Annotated in this window: 22 protein-coding genes and 1 riboswitch; of the genes, 14 read left to right on the forward strand and 8 right to left on the reverse strand. The window is 62.4% G+C overall.

Annotated elements, in window-relative coordinates:
• The first annotated feature begins 150 nt into the window (after positions 1-150).
• Positions 151-852, forward strand: a complete 702-nt coding sequence (phoB, locus tag CCK88_RS08950) for a phosphate regulon transcriptional regulator PhoB (RefSeq protein WP_086470098.1) — start codon at positions 151-153, stop codon at positions 850-852.
• 34 nt (positions 853-886) lie between these two features.
• Here phoB and CCK88_RS08955 read toward each other — a convergent pair whose 3' ends face one another.
• Entirely contained in the window at positions 887-1,699 is an 813-nt protein-coding gene (locus CCK88_RS08955) for an alpha/beta fold hydrolase (protein WP_086470099.1), read from the reverse strand.
• Between the two features lie 373 nt (positions 1,700-2,072).
• Here CCK88_RS08955 and CCK88_RS08960 point away from each other — a divergent pair, with 373 nt between their 5' ends.
• From CCK88_RS08960 to CCK88_RS08985, 6 genes are all read left to right on the forward strand, one after another.
• The gene (locus tag CCK88_RS08960) at positions 2,073-2,975 is read left to right on the forward strand and encodes an alpha/beta hydrolase (protein ID WP_086470100.1); all 903 of its coding nucleotides are present in this window, start codon (positions 2,073-2,075) and stop codon (positions 2,973-2,975) included.
• A 116-nt stretch (positions 2,976-3,091) separates the two neighbouring features.
• A riboswitch (cobalamin riboswitch) is annotated at positions 3,092-3,305 on the forward strand.
• 110 nt (positions 3,306-3,415) lie between these two features.
• Positions 3,416-4,210 carry an ABC transporter ATP-binding protein gene (locus CCK88_RS08965; RefSeq protein WP_086470101.1) on the forward strand — a complete coding sequence of 265 codons (795 nt, stop codon included), beginning with the start codon at positions 3,416-3,418 and terminating at the stop codon, positions 4,208-4,210.
• A 20-nt stretch (positions 4,211-4,230) separates the two neighbouring features.
• Complete coding sequence (locus CCK88_RS08970) at positions 4,231-5,172, forward strand: ABC transporter substrate-binding protein (protein ID WP_086470885.1); 942 nt, start codon at positions 4,231-4,233, stop codon at positions 5,170-5,172.
• Between the two features lie 130 nt (positions 5,173-5,302).
• Complete coding sequence (locus tag CCK88_RS08975; RefSeq protein ID WP_086470102.1) at positions 5,303-6,364, forward strand: FecCD family ABC transporter permease; 1,062 nt, start codon at positions 5,303-5,305, stop codon at positions 6,362-6,364.
• A 32-nt stretch (positions 6,365-6,396) separates the two neighbouring features.
• Entirely contained in the window at positions 6,397-6,900 is a 504-nt protein-coding gene (locus CCK88_RS08980) for a DMT family transporter (protein WP_086470103.1), read from the forward strand.
• Positions 6,897-7,319: a DMT family transporter gene (locus CCK88_RS08985; protein ID WP_086470104.1), complete on the forward strand. Its 423-nt coding sequence runs from the start codon at positions 6,897-6,899 to the stop codon at positions 7,317-7,319. The genes CCK88_RS08980 and CCK88_RS08985 overlap by 4 nt, the downstream gene beginning before the upstream one ends.
• 58 nt (positions 7,320-7,377) lie before the next feature.
• Here the strand turns inward: CCK88_RS08985 and CCK88_RS08990 are convergent, their stop codons facing one another.
• Both CCK88_RS08990 and CCK88_RS08995 read right to left on the reverse strand, forming a co-directional pair.
• Positions 7,378-8,817 carry an aldehyde dehydrogenase family protein gene (locus CCK88_RS08990; protein WP_086470105.1) on the reverse strand — a complete coding sequence of 480 codons (1,440 nt, stop codon included), beginning with the start codon at positions 8,815-8,817 and terminating at the stop codon, positions 7,378-7,380.
• 48 nt (positions 8,818-8,865) lie between these two features.
• Positions 8,866-10,002, reverse strand: coding sequence for a fumarylacetoacetate hydrolase family protein (locus tag CCK88_RS08995; protein ID WP_086470106.1), 1,137 nt, complete (start codon positions 10,000-10,002; stop codon positions 8,866-8,868).
• Positions 10,003-10,191: 189 nt separating this feature from the next.
• Here CCK88_RS08995 and CCK88_RS09000 point away from each other — a divergent pair, with 189 nt between their 5' ends.
• A complete protein-coding gene (locus CCK88_RS09000; RefSeq protein ID WP_170926403.1) occupies positions 10,192-10,908 on the forward strand; it encodes an SIMPL domain-containing protein in 717 nt (238 codons plus the stop codon).
• Positions 10,909-11,163: 255 nt separating this feature from the next.
• On the opposite strand, the gene CCK88_RS09005 is transcribed toward CCK88_RS09000, so the two are convergent.
• The gene (locus CCK88_RS09005) at positions 11,164-11,583 is read right to left on the reverse strand and encodes a secondary thiamine-phosphate synthase enzyme YjbQ (RefSeq protein ID WP_086470108.1); all 420 of its coding nucleotides are present in this window, start codon (positions 11,581-11,583) and stop codon (positions 11,164-11,166) included.
• 254 nt (positions 11,584-11,837) lie between these two features.
• Between CCK88_RS09005 and CCK88_RS09010 the strand changes: the two genes are divergently transcribed.
• The 6 genes from CCK88_RS09010 (at position 11,838) to CCK88_RS09035 (ending at position 17,743) form a co-directional block, all read left to right on the forward strand.
• Positions 11,838-14,039: an OmpA family protein gene (locus tag CCK88_RS09010; protein ID WP_140048936.1), complete on the forward strand. Its 2,202-nt coding sequence runs from the start codon at positions 11,838-11,840 to the stop codon at positions 14,037-14,039.
• A 127-nt stretch (positions 14,040-14,166) separates the two neighbouring features.
• Complete coding sequence (locus tag CCK88_RS09015) at positions 14,167-14,682, forward strand: TIGR00645 family protein (RefSeq protein ID WP_086470110.1); 516 nt, start codon at positions 14,167-14,169, stop codon at positions 14,680-14,682.
• A 134-nt stretch (positions 14,683-14,816) separates the two neighbouring features.
• The gene (locus CCK88_RS09020) at positions 14,817-15,212 is read left to right on the forward strand and encodes a hypothetical protein (RefSeq protein ID WP_210189911.1); all 396 of its coding nucleotides are present in this window, start codon (positions 14,817-14,819) and stop codon (positions 15,210-15,212) included.
• 170 nt (positions 15,213-15,382) lie between these two features.
• Entirely contained in the window at positions 15,383-16,069 is a 687-nt protein-coding gene (locus CCK88_RS09025) for a tellurite resistance TerB family protein (RefSeq protein WP_086470111.1), read from the forward strand.
• Between the two features lie 98 nt (positions 16,070-16,167).
• On the forward strand, positions 16,168-17,205 hold the full coding sequence (locus tag CCK88_RS09030; RefSeq protein ID WP_086470112.1) for an LLM class flavin-dependent oxidoreductase: 1,038 nt from the start codon (positions 16,168-16,170) through the stop codon (positions 17,203-17,205).
• The gene (locus tag CCK88_RS09035; protein WP_210189912.1) at positions 17,162-17,743 is read left to right on the forward strand and encodes a hypothetical protein; all 582 of its coding nucleotides are present in this window, start codon (positions 17,162-17,164) and stop codon (positions 17,741-17,743) included. The genes CCK88_RS09030 and CCK88_RS09035 overlap by 44 nt, the downstream gene beginning before the upstream one ends.
• A 3-nt stretch (positions 17,744-17,746) precedes the next feature.
• Here CCK88_RS09035 and CCK88_RS09040 read toward each other — a convergent pair whose 3' ends face one another.
• The 4 genes from CCK88_RS09040 to rpoD all read right to left on the reverse strand — a co-directional run bounded on the left by CCK88_RS09040 (position 17,747) and on the right by rpoD (position 20,700).
• On the reverse strand, positions 17,747-17,968 hold the full coding sequence (locus CCK88_RS09040) for a hypothetical protein (RefSeq protein ID WP_086470113.1): 222 nt from the start codon (positions 17,966-17,968) through the stop codon (positions 17,747-17,749).
• Positions 17,969-18,039: 71 nt separating this feature from the next.
• Positions 18,040-18,330 carry an HlyU family transcriptional regulator gene (locus tag CCK88_RS09045; protein WP_086470114.1) on the reverse strand — a complete coding sequence of 97 codons (291 nt, stop codon included), beginning with the start codon at positions 18,328-18,330 and terminating at the stop codon, positions 18,040-18,042.
• Between the two features lie 11 nt (positions 18,331-18,341).
• Complete coding sequence (locus CCK88_RS09050; protein WP_086470115.1) at positions 18,342-18,635, reverse strand: DUF2442 domain-containing protein; 294 nt, start codon at positions 18,633-18,635, stop codon at positions 18,342-18,344.
• Between the two features lie 10 nt (positions 18,636-18,645).
• Complete coding sequence (gene rpoD, locus CCK88_RS09055; protein WP_086470116.1) at positions 18,646-20,700, reverse strand: RNA polymerase sigma factor RpoD; 2,055 nt, start codon at positions 20,698-20,700, stop codon at positions 18,646-18,648.
• Positions 20,701-20,885: the final 185 nt, after the last annotated feature.

The raw sequence follows: 20,885 nt of genomic DNA on the forward strand, positions 1-20,885 counted from the left end.
GAGGTCGGCGCACCGCGCCGGGTGAGGAGGCCTTAGTCCGAACGCCGCTCCCCGTCTCCCCTCCTTCAGGGAGAGGTGAGGTGGGGATAAAGCCAAGAATTCAGAACTCTCGGGCGACCTCGGTCAGTCCGATCGACGGAGCACGCCATTATGCCCGCCACCATTCTCGTCGTTGAAGACGAAGGCGATATCGCCATCCTCCTGCGCTACAACCTCGAAGCCGAGGGTTTTCGCGTGGTCACGGCTGAAAGCGGCGACGAAGCCCAGCAGGCCATCGCCGAAAAACTGCCCGATCTGATCCTGCTCGATTGGATGCTGCCCGAAATCTCGGGCATCGAGCTCTGCCGCCGCTTGCGCGCCCGCGAGGAAACCGCCCGCGTCCCGATCATCATGCTCACCGCCCGCGGCGAGGAAGAGGAGCGCGTACGCGGCCTCTCCACCGGCGCCGACGACTACGTGGTGAAACCCTTCTCGGTGCCCGAACTGCTGGCGCGCATTCATGCGCTCCTGCGCCGCGCCAACCCCAACCTCGTCACCGCCGCCCTCAAGGTCGGCGATCTTGAGCTCGATCGCACCACCCACCGCGTCCGCCGCGCCAACAGGGACGTCCACCTTGGCCCCACCGAATATAGGCTGCTCGAATATCTCATGCGCCACCCGGGCCGTGTCTATTCGCGTGAACAACTGCTCGATGGCGTCTGGGGCAACGACGTCTATGTCGACGAGCGCACCGTCGACGTCCATATCGGCCGCCTTCGACGCGCCATTAACCGGGGCAAGGAGTCCGATCCGATCCGCACTGTGCGCGGCGCAGGCTACGCCTTCGACGAGCGCTTCGCCGCCGTCGCCTGAAAATAGCAGGGCCCGCCGAAGCGGGCCCTTTCTGTTATTTGCGCAGAAACGCGATCAGGTGCCGGTTGAATTCCTCGGCATGGCTCACATTGAAGCCGTGCGGCGCCCCAAGCACCACGACCATCTCGCTGCCCGGGATGGCGGCATGCGTGCGCGCGCCTGATCCTTCCACCGGCACGATCCCGTCGGCATCGCCATGGATCACCAGCGTCGGCACCGTGATCGCCTTGAGATCATCGCGGAAATCGGTCGTGCCGAACGATGCCATGCAGCCCAGCGCGGCGGTCTGGTCCGACTGGTGGCAAAGCGCGATCGCTTTTTGCCGCTCGTCCTCGCTCACCTTGAGCACGCCGTTGGCCGAAAAGAAGTCCTTGGTGAACTGGTCGAAGAAGGCGGTGCGGTCCGCCTTGATCCCCGCCTCCATCTCGTCGGCCTTTTCCTTGGTCAGCGGACCATCGGGGTTATCAGGCGTCTTCATCATGTAGGGCGGCACTGCCGCCGCGAAGACGACCGAATGCAGCTTGCTCTCGCCATGCTCGGCGACATAGCGGGCGACTTCGCCCCCGCCCATCGAAAAGCCCACCAGCGACACGTCGGTGAGGGCCTTGGCCTCGATGATGTCTGCCACGTCATTCGCCAGCGTCGAATAATCGAACCCGCTCTCGGGCTTGTCCGATTGACCGAACCCGCGCCGGTCATAGGTGATGACGCGAAAACCGGCCCCGGCCAGCGCCTGCACCTGATGCTCCCAAGCCTTGCCTGAAAGCGGCCAGCCATGGATCAGGATAACGGCGCGGCCGCTGCCGCCGGTGTCTTCAGTGTGCAGGCCGATCGATTGGGTCGCCATGGATGCTCTCCTTTTTGGCGTAAGAACGAAATCTCCCCACCAGAACGGCGCCACGACTCCACCGTTCCGGAATGACGGAAATGTTGCCTTCCGCTCGCGACTCGGATCCGGCCCATCGACACCCATTAGTTGTAAATTTTGGTTACAAGTCCCGCTGGAATGCCCAGCGTCGATTCTTCTTTAGCCACTGAATAAGAACGATAAATTCAAAAGTATGACTTGAGTTGCAAAAAGTTTTTGCATCTTCAATTGTTGACAACAAGTCCTGCCCTCTGCTTGCTTGTGGCGGCTGGCACCATTGAGCGCTTCTGCTCAGGTCCGGCGCGGGACCATAGAGACCACGTCCAGGCCCGCAGTTTTGAGGAGAAATCAAATGCTGAAGCGCACGCTTTTGGGCGCGGCTCTTGCCGCCCTTGCGACCTCTGTTTCCGTGGCGGAAACGGTCAACATCGACGCAACGCAGGTTCAGTTCAGCGGTGTCGAGCTCTATTCCGATATCCAGTATTCGACATCCGCCCTCGGCCTCATGCGCAATGAGCTGTATCTCGATCTGATCCGCCCAACCTCCGCCGAGCCCGCGCCTGTCATCGTTTTCATTACGGGAAGCGGCTGGCGCGCCGTCGAGCGCGAACGCCTGATCCCGCAGCTCGTCCGTTTTGCCGAGGCCGGCTTTGCCGTCGCGACCATCGACTACCGAGGCATCGGCGAAGCCAAGTTCCCCGAGCCGCAGAAGGATGTGAAGGCGGCCGTGCGCTACCTCCGCGCCAATGCGGACCTTTACAATCTCGATGCCGATAACATCGCTGTCTTCGGCCCATCCGCGGGCGGTCACCTCGCGCTGATGGCCGGCCTGACCGGCAATGATCCAGACTATGTGGATGAGCGTCTCTCCGATGTTTCCTCGGAAGTCCAGGCCATCGCCACCTTTTACCCGGCCGCCTACTTCGGCGAGACTGGCGAGCCTGGCTATGATCTTGCCAGCATGCATATGGGCCTTTCCGTGCACGACAAGGCCAATGCCGAAGCTGTCCGCGAAGCCTTCCCGGAAACGCATATCGGCGAGGACAGCCCGCCCGTTATCGTCATTCAGGGCACCGAAGATCAGGTTGTTCCGCTCAGTTCAAGCGAACGCCTCTATGCGGCCCTCGAGGCCGGCGGCGTCGATGCCACGCTGGTCGTGGTCGATGGCGTGGGCCACGATTTTGAACAGATGACCAGTGTTCCCGAGGTCACCGACGCTCTCGTTGATTTCTTCACCCGCACGCTCAAGGACTGATCTCCGCGTCGTCGTTTTCCGGCCCCTGCCCATCCGGCATGGGGCCGGAAGGCTTTTTGCGAACGGTCTACCCATCGGTCGGCCAGTCCCCATTGACTTCCCCCACGCCCCTCGCCCATAACCCACCCGTCGTTTGGTTTCCCCGCGGGCAACACCCAAGGGGGATTAAAAGGGAACACGGTGCGACGTACCCATCAGGGCGCAAGACCGTGGCTGCCCCCGCAACTGTGAGCGGTGAGTTCTTCCGTCAATGCCACTGGCCTCGGCCGGGAAGGTTCGGAAGCGCTGTGACCCGCAAGCCAGGAGACCTGCCGTCGACTGTACTGAGACCTGGCCGGGGTGAGCCAAGGGGAAGACGATGGCAGACGCGACTATTTTCATTGCGAGTCTGAAGCTGATCGGTTTGCCCGGCGGATACCCCATGTCTGTGGGTATGCGCCGTGACCTTGCCTGATCGCCTTTCCAGCCAACGCCCTGCCAAGCTCACGGTCTCGTCCCTCGCCTGGGGACCATCGGGTCATGCATCCATCGTCGAGGATCTGTCCTTTTCAGTCGCGCCAGGACAAATGCTGGCCGTCGTTGGTCCCAACGGCGCCGGCAAATCCAGCCTCCTGCGCTGCCTCTATCGCTATCATCGCCCCTCCTCCGGGCATGTGCGGCTCGACGAAACCGATATCTGGCAACTCTCTCCGCGCGATTGTGCGCGCCGCGTCGCCACCGTCCTGCAGGAAGGTGCCTCCGATTTTGCCCTTTCGGTCGCCGAAATCGTCGAGCTTGGCCTTATCCCGCATCAGCCCGGCGGCGGTGGCCACGATTATGAACCGGTCGAGCAGGCGCTCGACCTCATGGAACTGGCCCATCTCGCCGGTCGCGACTTCGCAACTCTTTCTGGCGGCGAAAAACAGCGCGTCATGATCGCGCGGGCTCTTGTCCAGCGGCCAGATCTGCTGATCCTCGACGAGCCTACCAATCATCTCGACATTCGCCACCAGCTCGAAGTCCTGGCTCTCCTTTCCCGCCTGCCAGCCACCGTGGTGGTCTCGCTGCACGATCTGGCGCTGGCCAGCGCCCATGCCGATGCGGTCCTCGTGCTCGAGCGTGGCCGGCAGGTCGCCCTGGGCGCCCCGCTCGATGTCCTCACGCCCGATGCCATCCGCGCCACCTTTTCCGTGGGCACCGTTGTGGATCGTCACCCCACCACCGGGCAGCCGCGCTTTTCCTTCCACCTCGATTGATCGTTCAACAGGAGCCAAACATGCGTCGCCTATCCGCTCTCGCCGCGCTATCGATTTTCGCCAGTCCGGCTTTCGCCTCCACCTTTCCTGTCACCGTCCAGAGCTGTGATCGCGAGGTCACTTTCGATGCGGCGCCACAGCGCGCCATTTCCAACGACGTCAATTTGACCGAGATGATGCTGGCGCTCGATCTCACCGGTCACATGGCCGGCTATACCGGCGTTTCCGACTGGAAGACCCTCGATGAGCGGCTGCGCGAAGGCGTCGCCGAATTGCCCGAACTGTCGCCCAACTACCCGACCAAGGAAGTGCTCCTGGGAGCGGATGCGGATTTCTACTTTGCCGGCTGGAATTACGGCATGCGCGTCGGCGGCGAAGTCACGCCGCAATCCCTCGCCGAGTTCGACATCGCCGTCTACGAGCTCACCGAGAGCTGCATCCACATCATGCAGAAGTCCAAGGCCTCCATCGACGATCTCTATGCCGACCTTCTCAACCTGGGCCGCATCTTCGGCGTCGAGGAACGCGCCATCGCGCTCGTCGACGGTTACAAGGCCGAGCTCGAGAGCTTTGACGAGGGCCTGCCGGCGCTCGAAAGCGCCCCGCGTGTCTTCGTCTACGACTCGGGTGAGGACAAACCTTTTACTGCTGGCAATTTCGCCATGCCCACCGCGCTGATCGAAGCGGCCGGCGGCACCAACATCATGGACGACTTGGATTCGTCCTGGGTGGAGATCGGTTGGGAGCCGGTGATCGAGCGCAATCCCGATGTCGTTGTCATCGTCAATTACGGTGAGGTCACCGCTGAACAAAAAATTGCCTTCATGAAGTCCAACCCGGCCTTCAAGGACATCCCTGCCGTTGCCAACGACAACTTTGTCGTCCTCGAATATGTCGAGGCCACCCCCGGTCCCCGCAATATCGAAGCCATCAAGCGCCTCGCCGCAGCGTTTCGGGAATAGACACCACAATCACCCTGGTCTGCCAGGGTGAGCCATCCGTTACTATACCGCGCCATCTCCACCCGCTCGATACACCCCTCCTCCTCCTTCAGGGGGAGGTCGGGTGGGGGTTCTCCCTAAACGGAACGACATGTCCCACCACCACCTCGTCCACGGTCCGCGCCATTGGCTCCTCCACCACGTCCCGCTGCTCGTGGCCGCCCTGGCTCTCATCCTTGTCGCCACCATGGCCCTGGGCGTCAGTGTCGGCGCCGTCGGCATCGAGCCGCACGTCGTCTGGGGCGTCATCGCCAGCCATCTGGCACCAGGCAGCGTCGAGGTCACCTGGTCGCCCGGACGTGACAACATCGTCTGGGAGGTCCGCCTGCCCCGCGTGATCCTCGGGGCCATCGTCGGCGCAAGCCTCGCTTTGGTGGGCGCGGCCCTGCAGTCGGTCACCCGAAATCCCCTGTCCGACCCGCATCTGCTCGGCATCTCGTCCGGCGCGGCGCTGGGCGCCATCATCGTGCTACTCCATGTCGGCATGATTTTCGGGCTGGCCACCCTGCCCATCTTCGCCTTTGTCGGCGCGCTCCTCACAACCTTCATCGTCGTCGGCGCCGCCACCCTTACCCGCTCGACCGGGGCGAGCCGTCTTGTGCTTGCCGGCGTCGCGGTCAGCTTCGTCATCACCTCGGCCGGCAGCCTCGGCATCTTTCTCGGCGATCCCCGCGCCGCCCACACGGTGCTCTTCTGGATGCTGGGTGGCCTCGGTCTTGCGCAATGGAGCCAGCTGGTGTTTCCACTCGGGGCTCTTGCCATCTGCGGCGCCTGGCTGATCGGCCGGGCCCGTTTTCTCAACGCCATGACCCTGGGCGATGAATCCGCCACGGCCCTCGGCATTCCCGCCGGCCGGTTCCGTCTCGCAGTCTTTGTGGCCTGCGCTATTCTCACCGGGGCCGCCGTGGCCTTTTCCGGCGTCATTTCCTTCGTCGGCCTCATGATCCCGCATATCGTGCGCATGGTCGTGGGCGGAGACTATCGTCGGGTCCTGCCGCTGTCGGCCCTGGTCGGCGCAATTTTCCTTGTCGCGGCCGATATGCTGGCCCGCGTCATTATCCCCCCACAGGATCTGCCCATCGGCATCATCACGGGCCTTGTGGGCGGCATCTTCTTCCTCGGCCTGCTACGCCGCAACGCCAGCATGGGCTAAGCTCGGACGACCTCCCTGAGTCGGATCGACTGATGAACTTCCCCACTGCTCAGCGGCCCAGCCCGCTGCACCTGCTGGCCGCCTTTGGCAGCGGCGGCCTCCTCACCATGGCTGTGTTCGTCAATGGCGAGGCCGGGCGCTATGGCGGTCCGCTGTTCTCGTCGTGGCTGGCCCATGGTGTCGGCACTGTCTTTGCCGTGCTGATCCTTGCCGTGCTGTGGCGGCAGCAGCGCCGCGAAGCAGCTGCCGCGCGCGCCGCGGTCGGGCCGGCCCCATTATGGGCCTATCTCGGCGGCATTTTCGGCGCCGTGACCGTCATGCTGACCTCCGAGGCGGTCAATTCTCCGCTGGCCCTGGCCGGCACGCTGGCCCTCGGCCTTGCCGGTCAGGTGGCCCTCAGCCTCGCCGCCGATTTCTGGGGCCTTCTCGGCCTCCCCAGGCGCCGGCTCGATTTGCGTGATGCGGGCGCGGTCATTCTCATTGCCGCTGGAAGCCTTCTCATCATCCTCTTTGGCCTCGGCGGAGGCGCGGCATGATCGTTCCGATCCTCTTCGCTTTCAGCGTCGGCCTGCTGATCATCCTCAGTCGCCAGGTCAATGGCCGCCTATCCCTGTCCTCAACGGCGATGATCTCGTCGTTCTGGAACCACTTTGTCGGCTTCGTCGTCATCACCCTGCTCGGCCTTGCCATCGGCGGATTGATCCCGCCCAATATTGGCGAGATCCCGTGGTGGGTATTCACAGGCGGTGCCATCGGTGTCGTCTTCGTCGCATCCGGCTCCTGGCTCATCACCCGCATCGGGGCGGTGAACTCGACGCTTCTGGTCATGGCCGGTCAGATGGTCACTGGCGTCGTCTTCGATTTTTTGCGCGGCGCCTCGGTCAATCTCCTGGCCAGCACCTTGGGCATTGTTCTGATTTTCGCGGGCATGGCGCTGACGCAGCGCAAAGGTTAACCCCCTGCTAACAATACGGGCCCCGAGGGGCCCGTAGCGCTAGCATGATGTGCACCGTTTAGCCGGCTGCGGTGTACGCAGTTTTCACGATGGTGAAGAACTCGGCCGCATACTTGCCCTGCTCGCGCGGACCGTAGCTCGACCCCTTCCGCCCGCCGAACGGCACGTGGAAGTCCACACCTGCGGTCGGAACGTTGACCATCACCATGCCGGCTTCGGAATTGCGCTTGAAGTGCGTCGCGTACTTCAAGGAAGTCGTTACGATACCGGCACTTAGGCCAAATTCCGTGTCGTTCGCGGTAGCCAGCGCTTCCTCGTAATCCTTGACCTTGATGACGGCCGCGACCGGTCCGAAGATCTCTTCGCGCGCGATCCGCATCGAGTTCGTAGCCTCGGTGAACAGCGTCGGCTGCAGGAAATAGCCCTCGGTTCCGCAGTTGACGCGCTCGCCACCAGCCGCCAGCCGTGCCCCCTCGGACTTGCCGATCTCGATATAGTCGGTGTCCTGCTTGAGCTGGCTCGGATCCACGACAGGACCGATTTCTGTATCCTTTTCAAGAGCATGACCAACGCGCAGACCTGCCGTCCGCGCCGCCAGCGCTTCCACGAACTTGTCGTGGATACCCTCGGTGACGATCACGCGGCTCGATGCCGTGCAGCGCTGGCCGGTGGAGAAGAACGCCGACTGCGCCACAGATTCGACCGCCACCTTAAGGTCGGCGTCGTCCAGCACGATGGTCGGATTCTTGCCGCCCATTTCGAGCTGGAACTTGCGCCCCACCTCGATCGAGGCCGCTGCGACCCGCTTGCCCGTTCCCACCGAACCGGTGAAGCTGATGGCATTGACGTCCTTGCTTTCGAGCATGGTCTGGCCCACGACCGAGCCCTTGCCCATGACCAGGTTGAGCACGCCCTTGGGCAGGCCGGCCCGCACCAGGATGTCGACGATCGCCCAGGTCGAGCCCGGCACCAGGTCGGCCGGCTTGATGACGACCGTATTGCCATAGGCCAGTGCCGGGGCGATCTTCCAGGTCGGGATAGCGATCGGGAAGTTCCACGGCGTGATAATCCCAATGACGCCAACGGGTTCGCGGGTAATCTCGACACCCACTCCCGGACGCACGGATGGCAGCACTTCGCCGGACAAGCGCAGCACTTCGCCGGCGAAGAAGTCGAAAATCTGCGCGGCGCGGGTCACCTCTCCGATGCCTTCGGGAAGGGTCTTGCCCTCTTCCCGGCTCAGCAGCTCGCCCAGTTCCTGCTTGCGGGCGAGGATTTCCTGGCTGGTCTTTGAAAGAATGGCGTGACGCTCGAGAATGCCCGAGCGCGACCAGGCCGGAAACGCGGCCTTGGCAGCGGCGATGGCCTGCTTGGTCTCTTCGGCAGTCGCACGCGCATAGACGCCCACGACCTCATTGATGTTGGACGGGTTGATGTTTTCGACACCATCGGCGCCGACCCATTCGCCGTCGATCAGGTTCTTGTGCAATTCGGTCATGGAAAGGCCTTTCAGAAACAGCGCCTCAGGAACAAGGCGCAGAAGAAACTAGAGGAGGTCGGCGCGCGACAGATCGCGCATCAGATGGCTGGTGCCATAGGTCCAGGGCGGACACTTCGTGGAGAGATTGACGACATTGGTGAGCGTACCAAGAGTGGGTGTCGAAATCGAGACGACGTCTCCCAGCTTGTGGGTAAAGCCCTTGCCGTCCCCGTCGCGATCCTTCACCGGTGCGAACATGGTCCCGAGATAAAGCACCAGTCCGTCGGGATACTGATGATGGTTGCCCACCGTCGCTGCAACCAGCGATTCCGGCGTCCGCGATATCTGGGCCATGTTTGACCGGCCTTCGAGCACAAAGCCGTCTACACCTTCCACGCGTAGCGCGATCTCCGCCTGCTTGATCGTTTCGAGGCTGAACTCGCCATCGAACAGCCGGATGAAAGGCCCCAGCGATGCCGATGCGTTGTTGTCCTTGGCCTTGCCCAGAAGCAGCGCCGAGCGGCCCTCAACGTCGCGCAGATTCACGTCATTGCCCAAGGTCGCACCGATGATTTCGCCCTTGCTGGTGACCAGCAGAGCCACTTCCGGCTCGGGATTGTTCCACTGCGAGATCGGGTGCAGGCCCACTTCGGCGCCATGGCCCACCGCACTCATCGGCTGGCCCTTGGTGAAAATTTCCGCGTCAGGCCCGATGCCCACTTCGAGATACTGGCTCCACACGCCTTTTTCGATCAGCGCTGCCTTGACCTTCATCGCCGCGTCCGAGCCGGGCACCAGCTCCGAAAGATCCGTCCCGATGAGGTCGAGAATTTCGCCCCGCAGTGCATCTGCCCGCGAGATATCCCCGCGCGCCTGTTCCTCGATGACCCGCTCGAGCAGCGATACCACAAAGGTTACGCCGGACGCCTTGATGGCCTGCAGGTCGATCGGCGCCAGAAGCCGGGGCAGGGAATCCCCCTTGCCGGCCAGCACGGCGGCGACATCGCCGACGGGCTGTCCGGGCGCCGTTCTCACATGGTCTGCTGCCCGCCCGCTTTCGGCGATATCGCGTACCGTCGCCATGCCGCGCGCAGTGATGTCGACGATCTGCCCGTTACGCACGGTAACCACGCGGGGATACGCAAACCCGGGCAACAGGGCGCGGCCCAGCAAAAGGCCATCAGGAATGTCGCTCGCGCTCATGCACCGCCCCTTTGATTGACGCTCGTCACTAGCCCACGCCCCCGAACGAACGCAAGTGCTCTGCCATATAAGTCATACTAATGAACAATGCCACCCCGTCTGATGGCCGTTCAAGTGCCATTCATCTGCGCCGCAATACTGACGCATTGGCCCGGGACATCTCGTCCCGTACTTTTCAAGGAGTTTGCCATGCGTGCCCTTAGCGTCCTCGTTCCCTTCGCCCTGCTCGCCACTGCCCTGCCCGCCTATGCAGGCACAATCTCGATCGAAGGCCGCGGCGAGGTACGCGCGGCTCCAGACATGGCGACCATCAATTCCGGCGTCATGACCCAGGGCGAGACCGCACGCGAAGCACTCGACGCCAACACCGCGGCCATGAACGAGTTGATTGCGGCCCTCAAGGAAGCCGGTATTGAGTCGCGTGACATCCAGACCTCGGGCTTCTCGGTCAATCCCAACTATGTCTATTCCGACGACCGCGACGCCAATGGTTATACCCTGCCGCCCAAGATCAATGGCTATCAGGTGGCCAACACGGTGACCGTCGTGGTACGCGATCTGGCGGACCTGGGCAGCATTCTCGACAAGTCCGTCACCGTCGGCGCTAACACGGTCAACGGAGTTACCTTCTCGGTTGCCGATCCCTCCGAGCTGCTCGACGAGGCGCGCAAGGCTGCCTATGCCGAGGCTCGCGAAAAGGCTGAACTCTATGCTGGCGTCTCCGGTGCAACACTGGGCGATCTTGAGTCGATCACCGAGCAGCAGAGCTTCAATACGCCTCAGCCCTACCCCATGTATGCCCGCGCAGAGATGGCTGCCTCGGCCGATGTCCCTGTGGAAGCTGGTGAAATGAGCTTTGCCATCTCGGTCAATGTCTCGTGGGAATTGAACAACAGCGCCGACTAATCGGTGCACAACCACGCCTTCGCCATGTTTTGGCCAAACCAACGCGGCCAAAGCGGCGTTGTCTTCTCTCAGGGGTGGGCCGGTCGCCGGTCCGCCTTTGAACCCGAATCCCCTCTTTGAGGGGGCTTGGGCGGTGGGGACGGTTCCACCGTAGTCACTCCGTCCCCACCAACCCCTCACCTCCAAGGCGTGTCCATCTTACTCACTCCGGGCGCATGCCCTTGCCTCCTCCGGGCCGAAAATCACTGATTGGCGTCATTCGCCAATGACGTGGAAGATGATCTCGCGCCGATGCGGCTGTCTGCGGTGTTCGAAGAGATACAGCCCCTGCCATGTGCCCAGAACGGGTCGCCCGCCGCTGACGGGAATGCCTATCGATGTCTGGGTCAGAGCCGACTTGATATGCGCGGGCATATCATCGGGCCCTTCTGTCGTATGCACCAGCCAGTCCATGCCCTCCGGTACCAGCCGCCGGAAGAAGCCCCGCAGGTCGATCTGCACATCCGGGTCGGCATTTTCCTGGATCACGAGTGAGCACGACGTATGGCGTACATATGCTGTCGCGAGTCCGGTGCGGATTCCGCTGGCCTCGATAAACCCGACGAGGTTGTCGCTGACCTCGTAGAGGCCTTCTCCTGATGTGGTGACGACGACTGTCTTGATCGATTGCTGCATTCGTCCGGCCTAGCATGCGGTTGTGGACACTCAAAGTTGCATTCGCCGCGCCGCGGAGGAGTGCCGCAATCGCGCCGCAATGCACCGCTTTCAGTCAGATAACGTCCGCCGCGGAACCACAGCCAATTCCCTGCGTTCAAGGGATTGCGGGGCCTGCCGACCATGTCTGGCGTGACTGACTGCTGTTCATGGAGCGTTCAGGAACGGCCCACAATGCTCGACGGGAAGTGTTTCGAACACAAAGGATAAGAACAATGCGCCTCAAGAACTGGCTCCTTGCCGGTACCAGCATCAGCATGCTGGCCTTTGCGCCCATCGCGGCCAACGCCCAGGATGCGGAGCTGCAATCTGCCTATCAGGCCTATGTCCAGGCCCAGGCATCAGGAGACGCTGCTGCGCTCGAAGCCGCACAGACCGCTCTGACCGAACTTTGTATCGTGGGTGGCTTTGCCAGCCTCGATGAATGTATCGCAGCCATTTCCGCTGGCGGCGCTGCACCTGCAGCAGAAGAACCCGCAGCGGTTGAGCCTGCGCCTGCTGAAGAACCGGTAGCCGAGGAACCCGCTCCCGAACCGGCACCTGTTGAGGAGCCTGCACCGGTTGCAGAGGAACCAGCCCCTGCTGAGGCGGCACCAGCGCCTGAACAGCCGGCAGTAGAAGAAGTCGCCCCTGCCCCAGAACAGCCCGCCGTCGAGGCCGCGCCTCCCGCGGCCGAAGAGCCGGTGATGGAAGAAACCGCTCCCGCCGACGCACAGACCATGGAAGCTCCGGCCGATGCGGAACCGGTCATCGACCAGCCAGCTGCTGAGCAGCCCGCTGTCGAAGAAGCCGCTCCTGCCGCTGAAGAACAGCCGGCTGTCGCTGCCGAAGGTGATGTCGAAGCGCGCCTCGCCGCAGCTGTCGACGCCTATAATGCCGCTGTTGTCGACCTCGCCGCTGGCGTGCCTGACGCACAGGCGCGCATCGACGCTGCATCCGCTGAAATCGCATCGATCTGCGGTGTCCTCGGATACACCGATAACGAGACTTGCGTTGCCGACTTCGGGCTCACCCTGTCGCCGCTGACCGAGGCGCCGACGGGCGAACAGCAGCCTGCCGTCGAGCCGGGTGACAATCAGCCCGTGCCTGTCGAGGAAGTCACCTCCGATGGACAGCCGGCCGAGCTGGTTGAAGATCTGCCTGCCGGCGTCGATGCCGACCAGATCGCGCCAGTCCTCGACAGCGCCAAGGATCAGGAAGCAGCCCCGGCTGCTGCCGTCGAAGGCCAGCCTGCAGTCGAAGGTGAAGCTGCCGTCGAAGCTCAGGGCCAGGCCGACGTACAGGCAACAAGCGAGCCTGCTCCGACCAATGACGAAGAAGCCCAGGCCGAAGTGCTCCGCACGTTCGCAGCTGAGCCGATGGATGCCGTCACGGCCGAAGCCGGCACCGAGGTGACCGCCACTGGCAACACCACGGTCAATCAGACTGTCATCAACAACTACGTCACCAACATCACCAACAACGTGACCCAGGTGAACACCACTGTCACGGGTGACAACAACACGGTCCAGACGGGTGTGCAGCAGACCCCGATCACCGTCGTCGAAGCCCCGGAAGTGCAGACGCCGACTGGCGATACCATCGCCCAGGTCATCCTCCAGGTGGGCGCCCAGCTGATCGTCAACTCGATCGGCCAGGATACCGACCGCTTCTACAACCCCGACCAGGACGAGATTTATTACGAAAATCTCAGCAATGGCCGCGTTCGTGAAGTGATCACCCGTCCGGACGGCACCCAGATCGTTACGGTCCGCAACCGCAACGGTGATATCCTCCGTCGCTCGCGCATCACGCCCGACGGCACCGAATTCGTGCTCGCCTACTTCGACGATCGTTACTACGACGATCTGCAGAACTGGCGCGACCCGGCTGCCGACCTGCCGCCGCTGCGCCTGACCATTCCGGTGCGGGAATACGTGCTGGATGCCCGCTACGCCGACGAGCGTGAGCTCGAGACCTTCTTCGCCCAGCCTCCGGTTGAGCAGGTGGCTCGCCTCTACTCAATCGACGAAGTGAAGCGCTCGGCCCGTCTGCGCGACAGCGTCCGTCGTCTCGAAGTGGGCAACCTGACCTTCGATACCGGTGCCGCAACCATCGGTCGTGACCAGGTCCGTTCGCTCTCGGGCGTTGCCAACGCCATGCTGGCACTGCTGGAGCGCAACCCCAACGAGACCTTCCTCATCGAAGGCCATACCGACGCCGTGGGTTCGGATATTTCCAACCTGCGCCTCTCGGATAGCCGTGCCGCAACCGTGGCTCGCGTGCTGACCGACTTCTACGGCGTTCCGCCCGAAAACCTGGCTACCCAGGGCTATGGCGAACGTTACCTGAAGATCCGCACCGAGGCTGCCGAACGCGAAAACCGCCGCGTCACGATCCGCCGCATCACGCCGCTGATCACGGTTGCTCAGCGCTGATCCTGGCGTAGTCTGCAAGCAACGAAGGCCGGGCAATTGCCCGGCCTTTTCTTTGCATGTCGCTCATGCAGCCGCTTGAAAGCGGCCAAGGAATTGCTATCTCTCCGCGGCTGTCCCGGAGACCCAAATGAAGCAGCTGGAAATCTTTGTCGAACGCATCATTCTCGCCTCGCGCTGGCTGCTCGTGGCCTTCTACATCGGCCTCGGCTTCGCGCTGGTGTTTTACGCCATCACCTTCGGCGTCAAACTCTTCGACTTCGGGGCCAAGCTTTTCGTCATCGACGAAACCGAAGCCATCCTCAAGGTCCTGGGCCTCATCGATGCCGCGCTGATCGCCAGCCTCGTCGTCATGGTCATCATTTCCGGCTACGAAAATTTCGTATCGCGCTTCGATGACGAGGGCGACGTCCACTGGCTCGGCCAGATCGACGCCGGATCTCTCAAGATCAAGGTCGCCTCCACCATCGTGGCGATTTCCTCGATCCACCTGCTGCAGATCTTCCTCAATGTGCCCACGTACACCAACGAACAGATTTTCTGGTACACGGTGCTGCACCTGACGTTTATCGTCTCGGCGCTTTTCCTGGCACTGATCGATAAAATCTCAAAAAAGCCACAGAAAATGTCCGGTCCGGACCTCTGAGCGCTTTTCACAAGCATTTGAATCACAACATGGAATCCGGGAAGCATTCACAATTCCCGGCTTCTTCACGTTTGCGGGAACTCCTTCGCTAAACGCTGCGTTTATTTGCCAGCGTTGAAACATAGGAGCAAATGATGGCTACCCCAGAACGCGATACTGTTTATACCCGCGACAACAATCGCACTGTCTACACTCGTGAGAGCAATGGCACCGGCTGGTTCGTCGGTATCATCGTTGCGCTGGCCCTGCTGGCCATTGGTTACCTGGTGTTCTCGGCCAATTCGGGCCCGGCTACCACGGTTGACGTGAATAATACCCCGGCGATCGAGTCGACCACGACCGATCCTGCTGTCGCCCCGGCTCCGATGACCGAAGCTCCGGCCGTCGAAACGGCTCCGGCTCCCGCAGCGGAAGCACCGGCAGTTGATGCGGCCCCGATGACTGAAGCCGCTCCGGCCGCTGAATCGACCGCTCCGGCAACCGAGGCCCCGGCTACGACCGAAACGGCTCCGGCTACCCCGGGCGCCTAATATAGCGACCTCACTGGTTCTGGCCCCTCCCTCCAGGACCAACAAGGACCCCGGTTCCCACCGGGGTCTTTCTTTATGGTGCAAGCACCGGCGCAACAAAAATGCCGCGCACATTGCCAACAGGGTGATCCGTACCCATCTCACAGCGACAGCAAGAACGGGAGACGCCTGTGTTCAACATCGATCAGATTCTCAAGACCCTGCAGACCGACAAGAACATGCAGCGCACCGCCATGACGGGCGCAGCTGGCCTGGCCGCGGGCATGCTTCTGTCCGGCGGAAAGCCCGGCAAGCTCTTGGGCGGCGCGGTGAAGGCAGGTGCACTGGCCGCGGTCGGCGGCCTTGCTTACAAAGCCTGGCAAAACCACCAGCAAAGCCAGAACAATTCGGTACCTGCCCCGCGTGAAGACGCATTCATCCCGGCGCCCTCCGATGAACGCGCGCAGGAAGAACTTGGCAAAACGCTTGTGCGCGCCATGATCTCGGCGGCAAAGGCCGATGGCCGGATCGACGCCGAAGAAAAAGAGGCCATCTTCGAAAAGCTCAAGAGCATGCCGCTCTCGGCTGAAGAGAAGGCCTGGGTGTTTGATGAACTCTCCACCCCGCTCGATATCAACGCCGTCGTCGCTCGAGCCGATACGCCCGAACACGCAGCCGAGATTTACGCCGCCTCCCTGGTTGCCATCAGCGCCGATACGGCCGCGGAACAGGCCTATCTCGAAGCGCTGGCGATCAAGCTTAAGCTCGATCCGGCCCTCGTGACGGAAATCCATCGTCAGGCGGGCGAAAAGGCGCCAGAGCCGGCCCAAACACCGCCCTCGCCCTTCGCCTACACGCCGGGCAACAGCAACGTCTGATGCACGGACCGCGCGGCGAACAGCCGCGCGGTATCACCCATGTGCGTTCTTGAACCACACGCTGCGCCCTTCCAAATGGGTCTCCAAGGAGACACCTGATGGAACTTGGTCTTTATTCCTTCGCGGAAAACACGCCCGACCCGCTCAAGGGCAATCGCATTCAGTCACCGCAGGAGCGGCTCGCTGACTTGATCGAGGAAATCGAGCTGGCCGATCAGCTGGGCTTGGCCTTCTATGGTCTGGGCGAGCACCACCGATCCGATTACGTGGCCTCCGCACCGGTCACCATCCTCGCCGCTGCCGCCGCCCGCACGAAGTCGATAAAACTGTCCACCGCGGTGACCGTCCTCAGTTCCGAAGACCCGGTCCGCGTCTGGCAGCAGTTCGCAACCCTCGATCTCCTGAGCCATGGTCGCGCCGAGATCATGGCCGGACGCGGCTCCTTCATCGAGAGCTTCCCCCTCTTCGGCCTGAACCTCGATGACTACGACGATCTCTTCGAGGAAAAGCTCGAAATGCTGCTCAGCATCCGGAAGGGCGGCAAGGTGGCATGGCCGGGCAGCAAGCATACCAAGCCCATCCCCGGCCTCGAGATCTTTCCTCAGCCCGTGCAGAAACCAATCCCCTTGTGGATTGCCGTCGGTGGCACGCCCAATTCCGTCGCCCGCGCTGCCTATTATGGTCTGCCCTTGATGATCGCCATCATCGGTGGCCGTCCGCGCCAGTTCCAGCCGCTGACCGAGCTTTACCGGCAAACCGCGCAAAAGGTGGGCCACGATCTGGCAACGCTCAAGATCGGTGTGTCGGGGCACGGCTTCATCGCCGAGGATAGCCAGGACGCCCGGGACGTCGCCTTCCCGGCTCATAGTGCCACCATGAGCAGGATCGGCGCCGAGCGCGGCTGGCCGCCCACCACGCGTGCCCAGTTCGAGGCAGGCACCACGCCGGAAGGCGCCTATTACATGGGCTCGCCGCAGGAAGTGATCGATAAGATCCTGATGCAGCACGAGTGGTTCGGACACGACCGCTTCGGCCTGCAGCTCAGCGTTGGCACCCTGCCCCACGACAAGGTCATGAAGGCCATCGAACTCTATGGAACCGTCGTCAAGCCCGCCATCGACAAGGCATTGGGCTGAGCCCGACCGACTACGCTACCGCCATTGGGTCGAGCGCCGTCGGGCACTCGACCTGCCCGGCTACGCCAGCTTTGCGGATGTCGGCCTCGATGGAGATTGGACCACCCCCTACCACCTTGCGTCCTGCGCGCTTGATGGACCGGTGCTACTTACCTACAACTATCTCGACGCTCCCTCGGCCCGCGCGCACCGGGAGACCTTGCTTCGGATCGGCTTTCTGCCGGACATGCCCTTCAATCGGGTATTGGACCGGCCGCTAGGGCATGTCGGGCTCGGGCGTTCGGACCTTTACGTAACCCACGCCTTCCATATGCTACCGGCAGCGCGGTCTACTTCAGTGCCGCGGGCCGACCTCGACCGGTCATTTGACATGGTCGGCAGGCTCGAATGCGAAGGCCGCCGGGTCATCGCGCTTGGTCGAGCCGCGGCGCATCTCTGCCGCCGCCATGGGATTGCGCATGTTGAGACTGCGCATCCCAGTGCGCGGGGGCTTGGATTTGCCGAGCGAGCCGCCGTGCTGGCAGCGGCGATCCGCTAGGCCCTACTTGCCAGACCGCTTGATTGATTTGATTGCCAGCGGTGGCTGCCCTGACTTCTCCGAGATGGCCAGATCCTGTTCCATGATCGCGGTACGCGCCGGCTCGTCGCCGTCCAGCCCGCCCAGCAGGTTTGCATCGACCTTGCGGTTGGAACGCTGCGAACCGTCCTCATAGATCACGTCGAACATCACGAATTCGGTGCGGGCGGTGGGTTTCTTGGCCATTCTGGCATCCTTCCAAACAAAACCGCGAGCCGGACGGCTCGCGGTCGTCAATACAGTTGCTGTGTCGCAGGCTAGCGGTAGATCTGCTCGCCCTGCTCGTCGATGATCTGGCGGCCTTTCATCAGCGCCAATGCGACGAGATCATCACGCGAGGTCATGCGCTCGGCGCGGATGAAGCGATAGCTCTTGAGCTCGCCACCGATATCCTTCTCGATCAGACCCGCCAGCTGCAATTCGCCGCCCGCCTTCATCTCGATGGCCTTGATCAGAAAGCCCTTGTAGCTCTCTTCGCCCATGACCGTGTCGCCTGCGGGCCCGGCCGGCGCAGACCCGCCTCCGAAAAGCTTCTTCAAGAACGACATGGCTGGTCTCCCTAGGCTCTTGGTTTCCTGGCGGGCCGGGGTCGCTCCAGCTCGCCGTTTTTGTCCATCTCCTCCTGCAGCCAAAGCGGCGAGATGTCAAAATAGTTGGGCCAGATGGGCTTGCCGTTGGTCAGCTCCACCTTGGCAAAATATCCCCGATCGCGCAGCGGTTCAGTTCCCTCACCCCGCTCCGCCAGCATCGGGGCAGCATTGAAGGTACCCCAGGTGCCGTCCGAGAATGTCACCACCAGCTTGAACGGAATGGCCGCGCGCAGCGATGTGAGCGTGAGACGGGGAGCCGCCATCGGACGGCTCCTAGTTGTCCAGGAAGCTCCTCAGCTTCCGCGAGCGGCTCGGGTGCTTGAGCTTGCGCAGCGCCTTGGCCTCGATCTGACGGATACGTTCGCGGGTCACCGAGAACTGCTGGCCGACTTCCTCGAGCGTGTGGTCGGTGTTCATGCCGATACCAAAACGCATGCGCAGCACGCGCTCTTCGCGCGGCGTCAGCGACGCAAGGACGCGGGTCGTCGTTTCACGCAGGTTGGACTGGATCGCCGCATCGATCGGCTGGATCGCGTTCACGTCCTGGATGAAATCGCCCAGGTTGGAATCTTCCTCGTCGCCGATAGGCGTTTCGAGCGAGATCGGCTCCTTGGCGATCTTGAGCACCTTGCGGACCTTGTCCAAGGGCATTTGCAGCTTTTCGCTGAGCTCTTCGGGCGTCGGCTCGCGGCCGATTTCGTGGAGCATCTGGCGGCTAGTCCGGACGATCTTGTTGATCGTCTCGATCATGTGCACCGGAATACGGATGGTCCGCGCCTGGTCGGCGATCGAGCGGGTGATGGCCTGCCGGATCCACCACGTCGCATAGGTCGAGAACTTGTAGCCGCGGCGATACTCGAACTTGTCGACGGCCTTCATCAGGCCGATATTGCCTTCCTGGATCAGGTCGAGGAACTGCAGGCCGCGGTTCGTATACTTCTTGGCGATGGAGATCACGAGGCGAAGGTTGGCTTCAACCATCTCCTTCTTGGCGATGGCGGCTTCCCGCTCGCCCTTCTGCACCTTGTGCACGATACGACGATATTCACCGATATCGAGGCCGGCTTCGGTCGCGATCGTCGCGATGTCGTTGCGGATTTCTGCGACGGTATCGGTCTCGCGACGGGCAAACTCCGCCCAGCCCTTGCCCTCGAATGTCTCCAGGGACCATTCCCAGCTCGGATCGAGCTCGCGACCGTAGTAGTTCTGCAGAAAGGATTCGCGCTTGACGCCATAGCTTTCGGCCAGGCGCAGCAGGCGACCTTCGAGGCGCACCAGGCGCTTGTTGATGTCGTAGAGCTGCTCGACGAGGCTCTCGATACGGCCGGCATTTAGCGACAGCGACTTCACGTCGGTGATCACGTCGGCGCGCAGGGCACCCAGCTTGGAGTTCTCGGCGTCCGACACCGTGGCGGTGCGGTCTTCAGCGTGCCGATCCTGCATTTCGCGCATCTGCCCATAGGCATCGGCGATGCGGTCGAACGTCTCCACCACCTGCGGCTTGAGCTCGGCTTCCATGGCCGAAAGCGACAGCGCATTATCGAATTCGTCGTCGTCGTCCTCGACCGGATCCTGTGGCGCTTCCGGCTCCTCGGGGACGTAGTCGTCCTCGTCATTGCCCGTGGCGCGCTTTGGCGCGGCCTTCGGGGCAGCCTTGGCCTGCTCGGGTTCGGGCTTGGGCGGAGCCACAGGCACTTCCGGCGCCGCCTGCTTGGCGTCTGGGCCGGCATAGGTGGCTTCGAGGTCGATAATGTCGCGCAGCAGGATTTCGCCCTGTGCCAGCTGCTCGCGCCAGATGATGATGGCCTGGAAGGTTAGCGGCGATTCGCACAGACCCTCGATCATGGTCTCACGACCGGCCTCGATCCGCTTGGCGATGGCGATTTCGCCCTCGCGGCTGAGCAGTTCCACCGAGCCCATTTCGCGCAGATACATGCGCACCGGATCATCGGTGCGATCCGAACCGGATTTGGTATTCGAGGTGTTGGCGACGGCGGTTCCGGAGGAGGTGGCGACTTCCGATCCGGTGTCGTCCTCGTCCTTCTCGACTTCGGTCTCCTCGACCTCGTCCTCGTCGACGACGTTGATGCCCATTTCCGAGAACATGGACATGAAGTCTTCGATCTGCTCGGAACTTACCTCGTCCGAGGGCAGAACGGCGTTGAGTTCCTCGTAGGTCACATAGCCACGCTTCTTGGCGACCTTGATCAGCTTTTTTACGGCCGCATCGTTCTGATCGATCAGGGGACTGTCGTTGGAGGCTTCCGGTGCGCCGGCTTCCGGCTTCTCCGTGTCCTTGCTGGCTTTGTTCGCTGCCTTGGTGGCCATCTGGTACTCCTCGGGACCCGGTGGGCGGATGGTCCCGGCTGTGTCTTAGGTGGTGACAACTCAAGACAAGGTAAAGGTTGGGTCACTCAAGCGTTAACGCCTCAATAGCCCCATCGTTCGCTTTCGGGCACGCCGGCGCTGATTCGCCATAACGCAAAATCGCGCAGCGTCGCCAGCCTCCGTGG

The organism is Devosia lucknowensis, from assembly GCF_900177655.1.
Lineage (GTDB): Bacteria > Pseudomonadota > Alphaproteobacteria > Rhizobiales > Devosiaceae > Devosia > Devosia lucknowensis.

Excerpts from the sequence above, each read along its gene's own strand:
- CCK88_RS09020 (WP_210189911.1), top strand. The coding sequence starts at position 14,817 with ATGGCTACCCCAGAACGCGATACTGTTTATACCCGCGACAACAATCGC.
- CCK88_RS09030 (WP_086470112.1), top strand. The coding sequence starts at position 16,168 with ATGGAACTTGGTCTTTATTCCTTCGCGGAAAACACGCCCGACCCGCTC.
- rpoD (WP_086470116.1), bottom strand. The coding sequence starts at position 20,700 with ATGGCCACCAAGGCAGCGAACAAAGCCAGCAAGGACACGGAGAAGCCG.
- CCK88_RS09000 (WP_170926403.1), top strand. The coding sequence starts at position 10,192 with ATGCGTGCCCTTAGCGTCCTCGTTCCCTTCGCCCTGCTCGCCACTGCC.
- CCK88_RS08985 (WP_086470104.1), top strand. The coding sequence starts at position 6,897 with ATGATCGTTCCGATCCTCTTCGCTTTCAGCGTCGGCCTGCTGATCATC.
- CCK88_RS08960 (WP_086470100.1), top strand. The coding sequence starts at position 2,073 with ATGCTGAAGCGCACGCTTTTGGGCGCGGCTCTTGCCGCCCTTGCGACC.
- CCK88_RS09035 (WP_210189912.1), top strand. The coding sequence starts at position 17,162 with ATGGAACCGTCGTCAAGCCCGCCATCGACAAGGCATTGGGCTGAGCCC.
- CCK88_RS09045 (WP_086470114.1), bottom strand. The coding sequence starts at position 18,330 with ATGTCGTTCTTGAAGAAGCTTTTCGGAGGCGGGTCTGCGCCGGCCGGG.
- CCK88_RS09010 (WP_140048936.1), top strand. The coding sequence starts at position 11,838 with ATGCGCCTCAAGAACTGGCTCCTTGCCGGTACCAGCATCAGCATGCTG.
- CCK88_RS08980 (WP_086470103.1), top strand. The coding sequence starts at position 6,397 with ATGAACTTCCCCACTGCTCAGCGGCCCAGCCCGCTGCACCTGCTGGCC.
- CCK88_RS09050 (WP_086470115.1), bottom strand. The coding sequence starts at position 18,635 with ATGGCGGCTCCCCGTCTCACGCTCACATCGCTGCGCGCGGCCATTCCG.
- CCK88_RS08975 (WP_086470102.1), top strand. The coding sequence starts at position 5,303 with ATGTCCCACCACCACCTCGTCCACGGTCCGCGCCATTGGCTCCTCCAC.
- CCK88_RS08970 (WP_086470885.1), top strand. The coding sequence starts at position 4,231 with ATGCGTCGCCTATCCGCTCTCGCCGCGCTATCGATTTTCGCCAGTCCG.
- phoB (WP_086470098.1), top strand. The coding sequence starts at position 151 with ATGCCCGCCACCATTCTCGTCGTTGAAGACGAAGGCGATATCGCCATC.
- CCK88_RS09005 (WP_086470108.1), bottom strand. The coding sequence starts at position 11,583 with ATGCAGCAATCGATCAAGACAGTCGTCGTCACCACATCAGGAGAAGGC.
- CCK88_RS09015 (WP_086470110.1), top strand. The coding sequence starts at position 14,167 with ATGAAGCAGCTGGAAATCTTTGTCGAACGCATCATTCTCGCCTCGCGC.
- CCK88_RS08955 (WP_086470099.1), bottom strand. The coding sequence starts at position 1,699 with ATGGCGACCCAATCGATCGGCCTGCACACTGAAGACACCGGCGGCAGC.
- CCK88_RS09040 (WP_086470113.1), bottom strand. The coding sequence starts at position 17,968 with ATGGCCAAGAAACCCACCGCCCGCACCGAATTCGTGATGTTCGACGTG.
- CCK88_RS08995 (WP_086470106.1), bottom strand. The coding sequence starts at position 10,002 with ATGAGCGCGAGCGACATTCCTGATGGCCTTTTGCTGGGCCGCGCCCTG.
- CCK88_RS08990 (WP_086470105.1), bottom strand. The coding sequence starts at position 8,817 with ATGACCGAATTGCACAAGAACCTGATCGACGGCGAATGGGTCGGCGCC.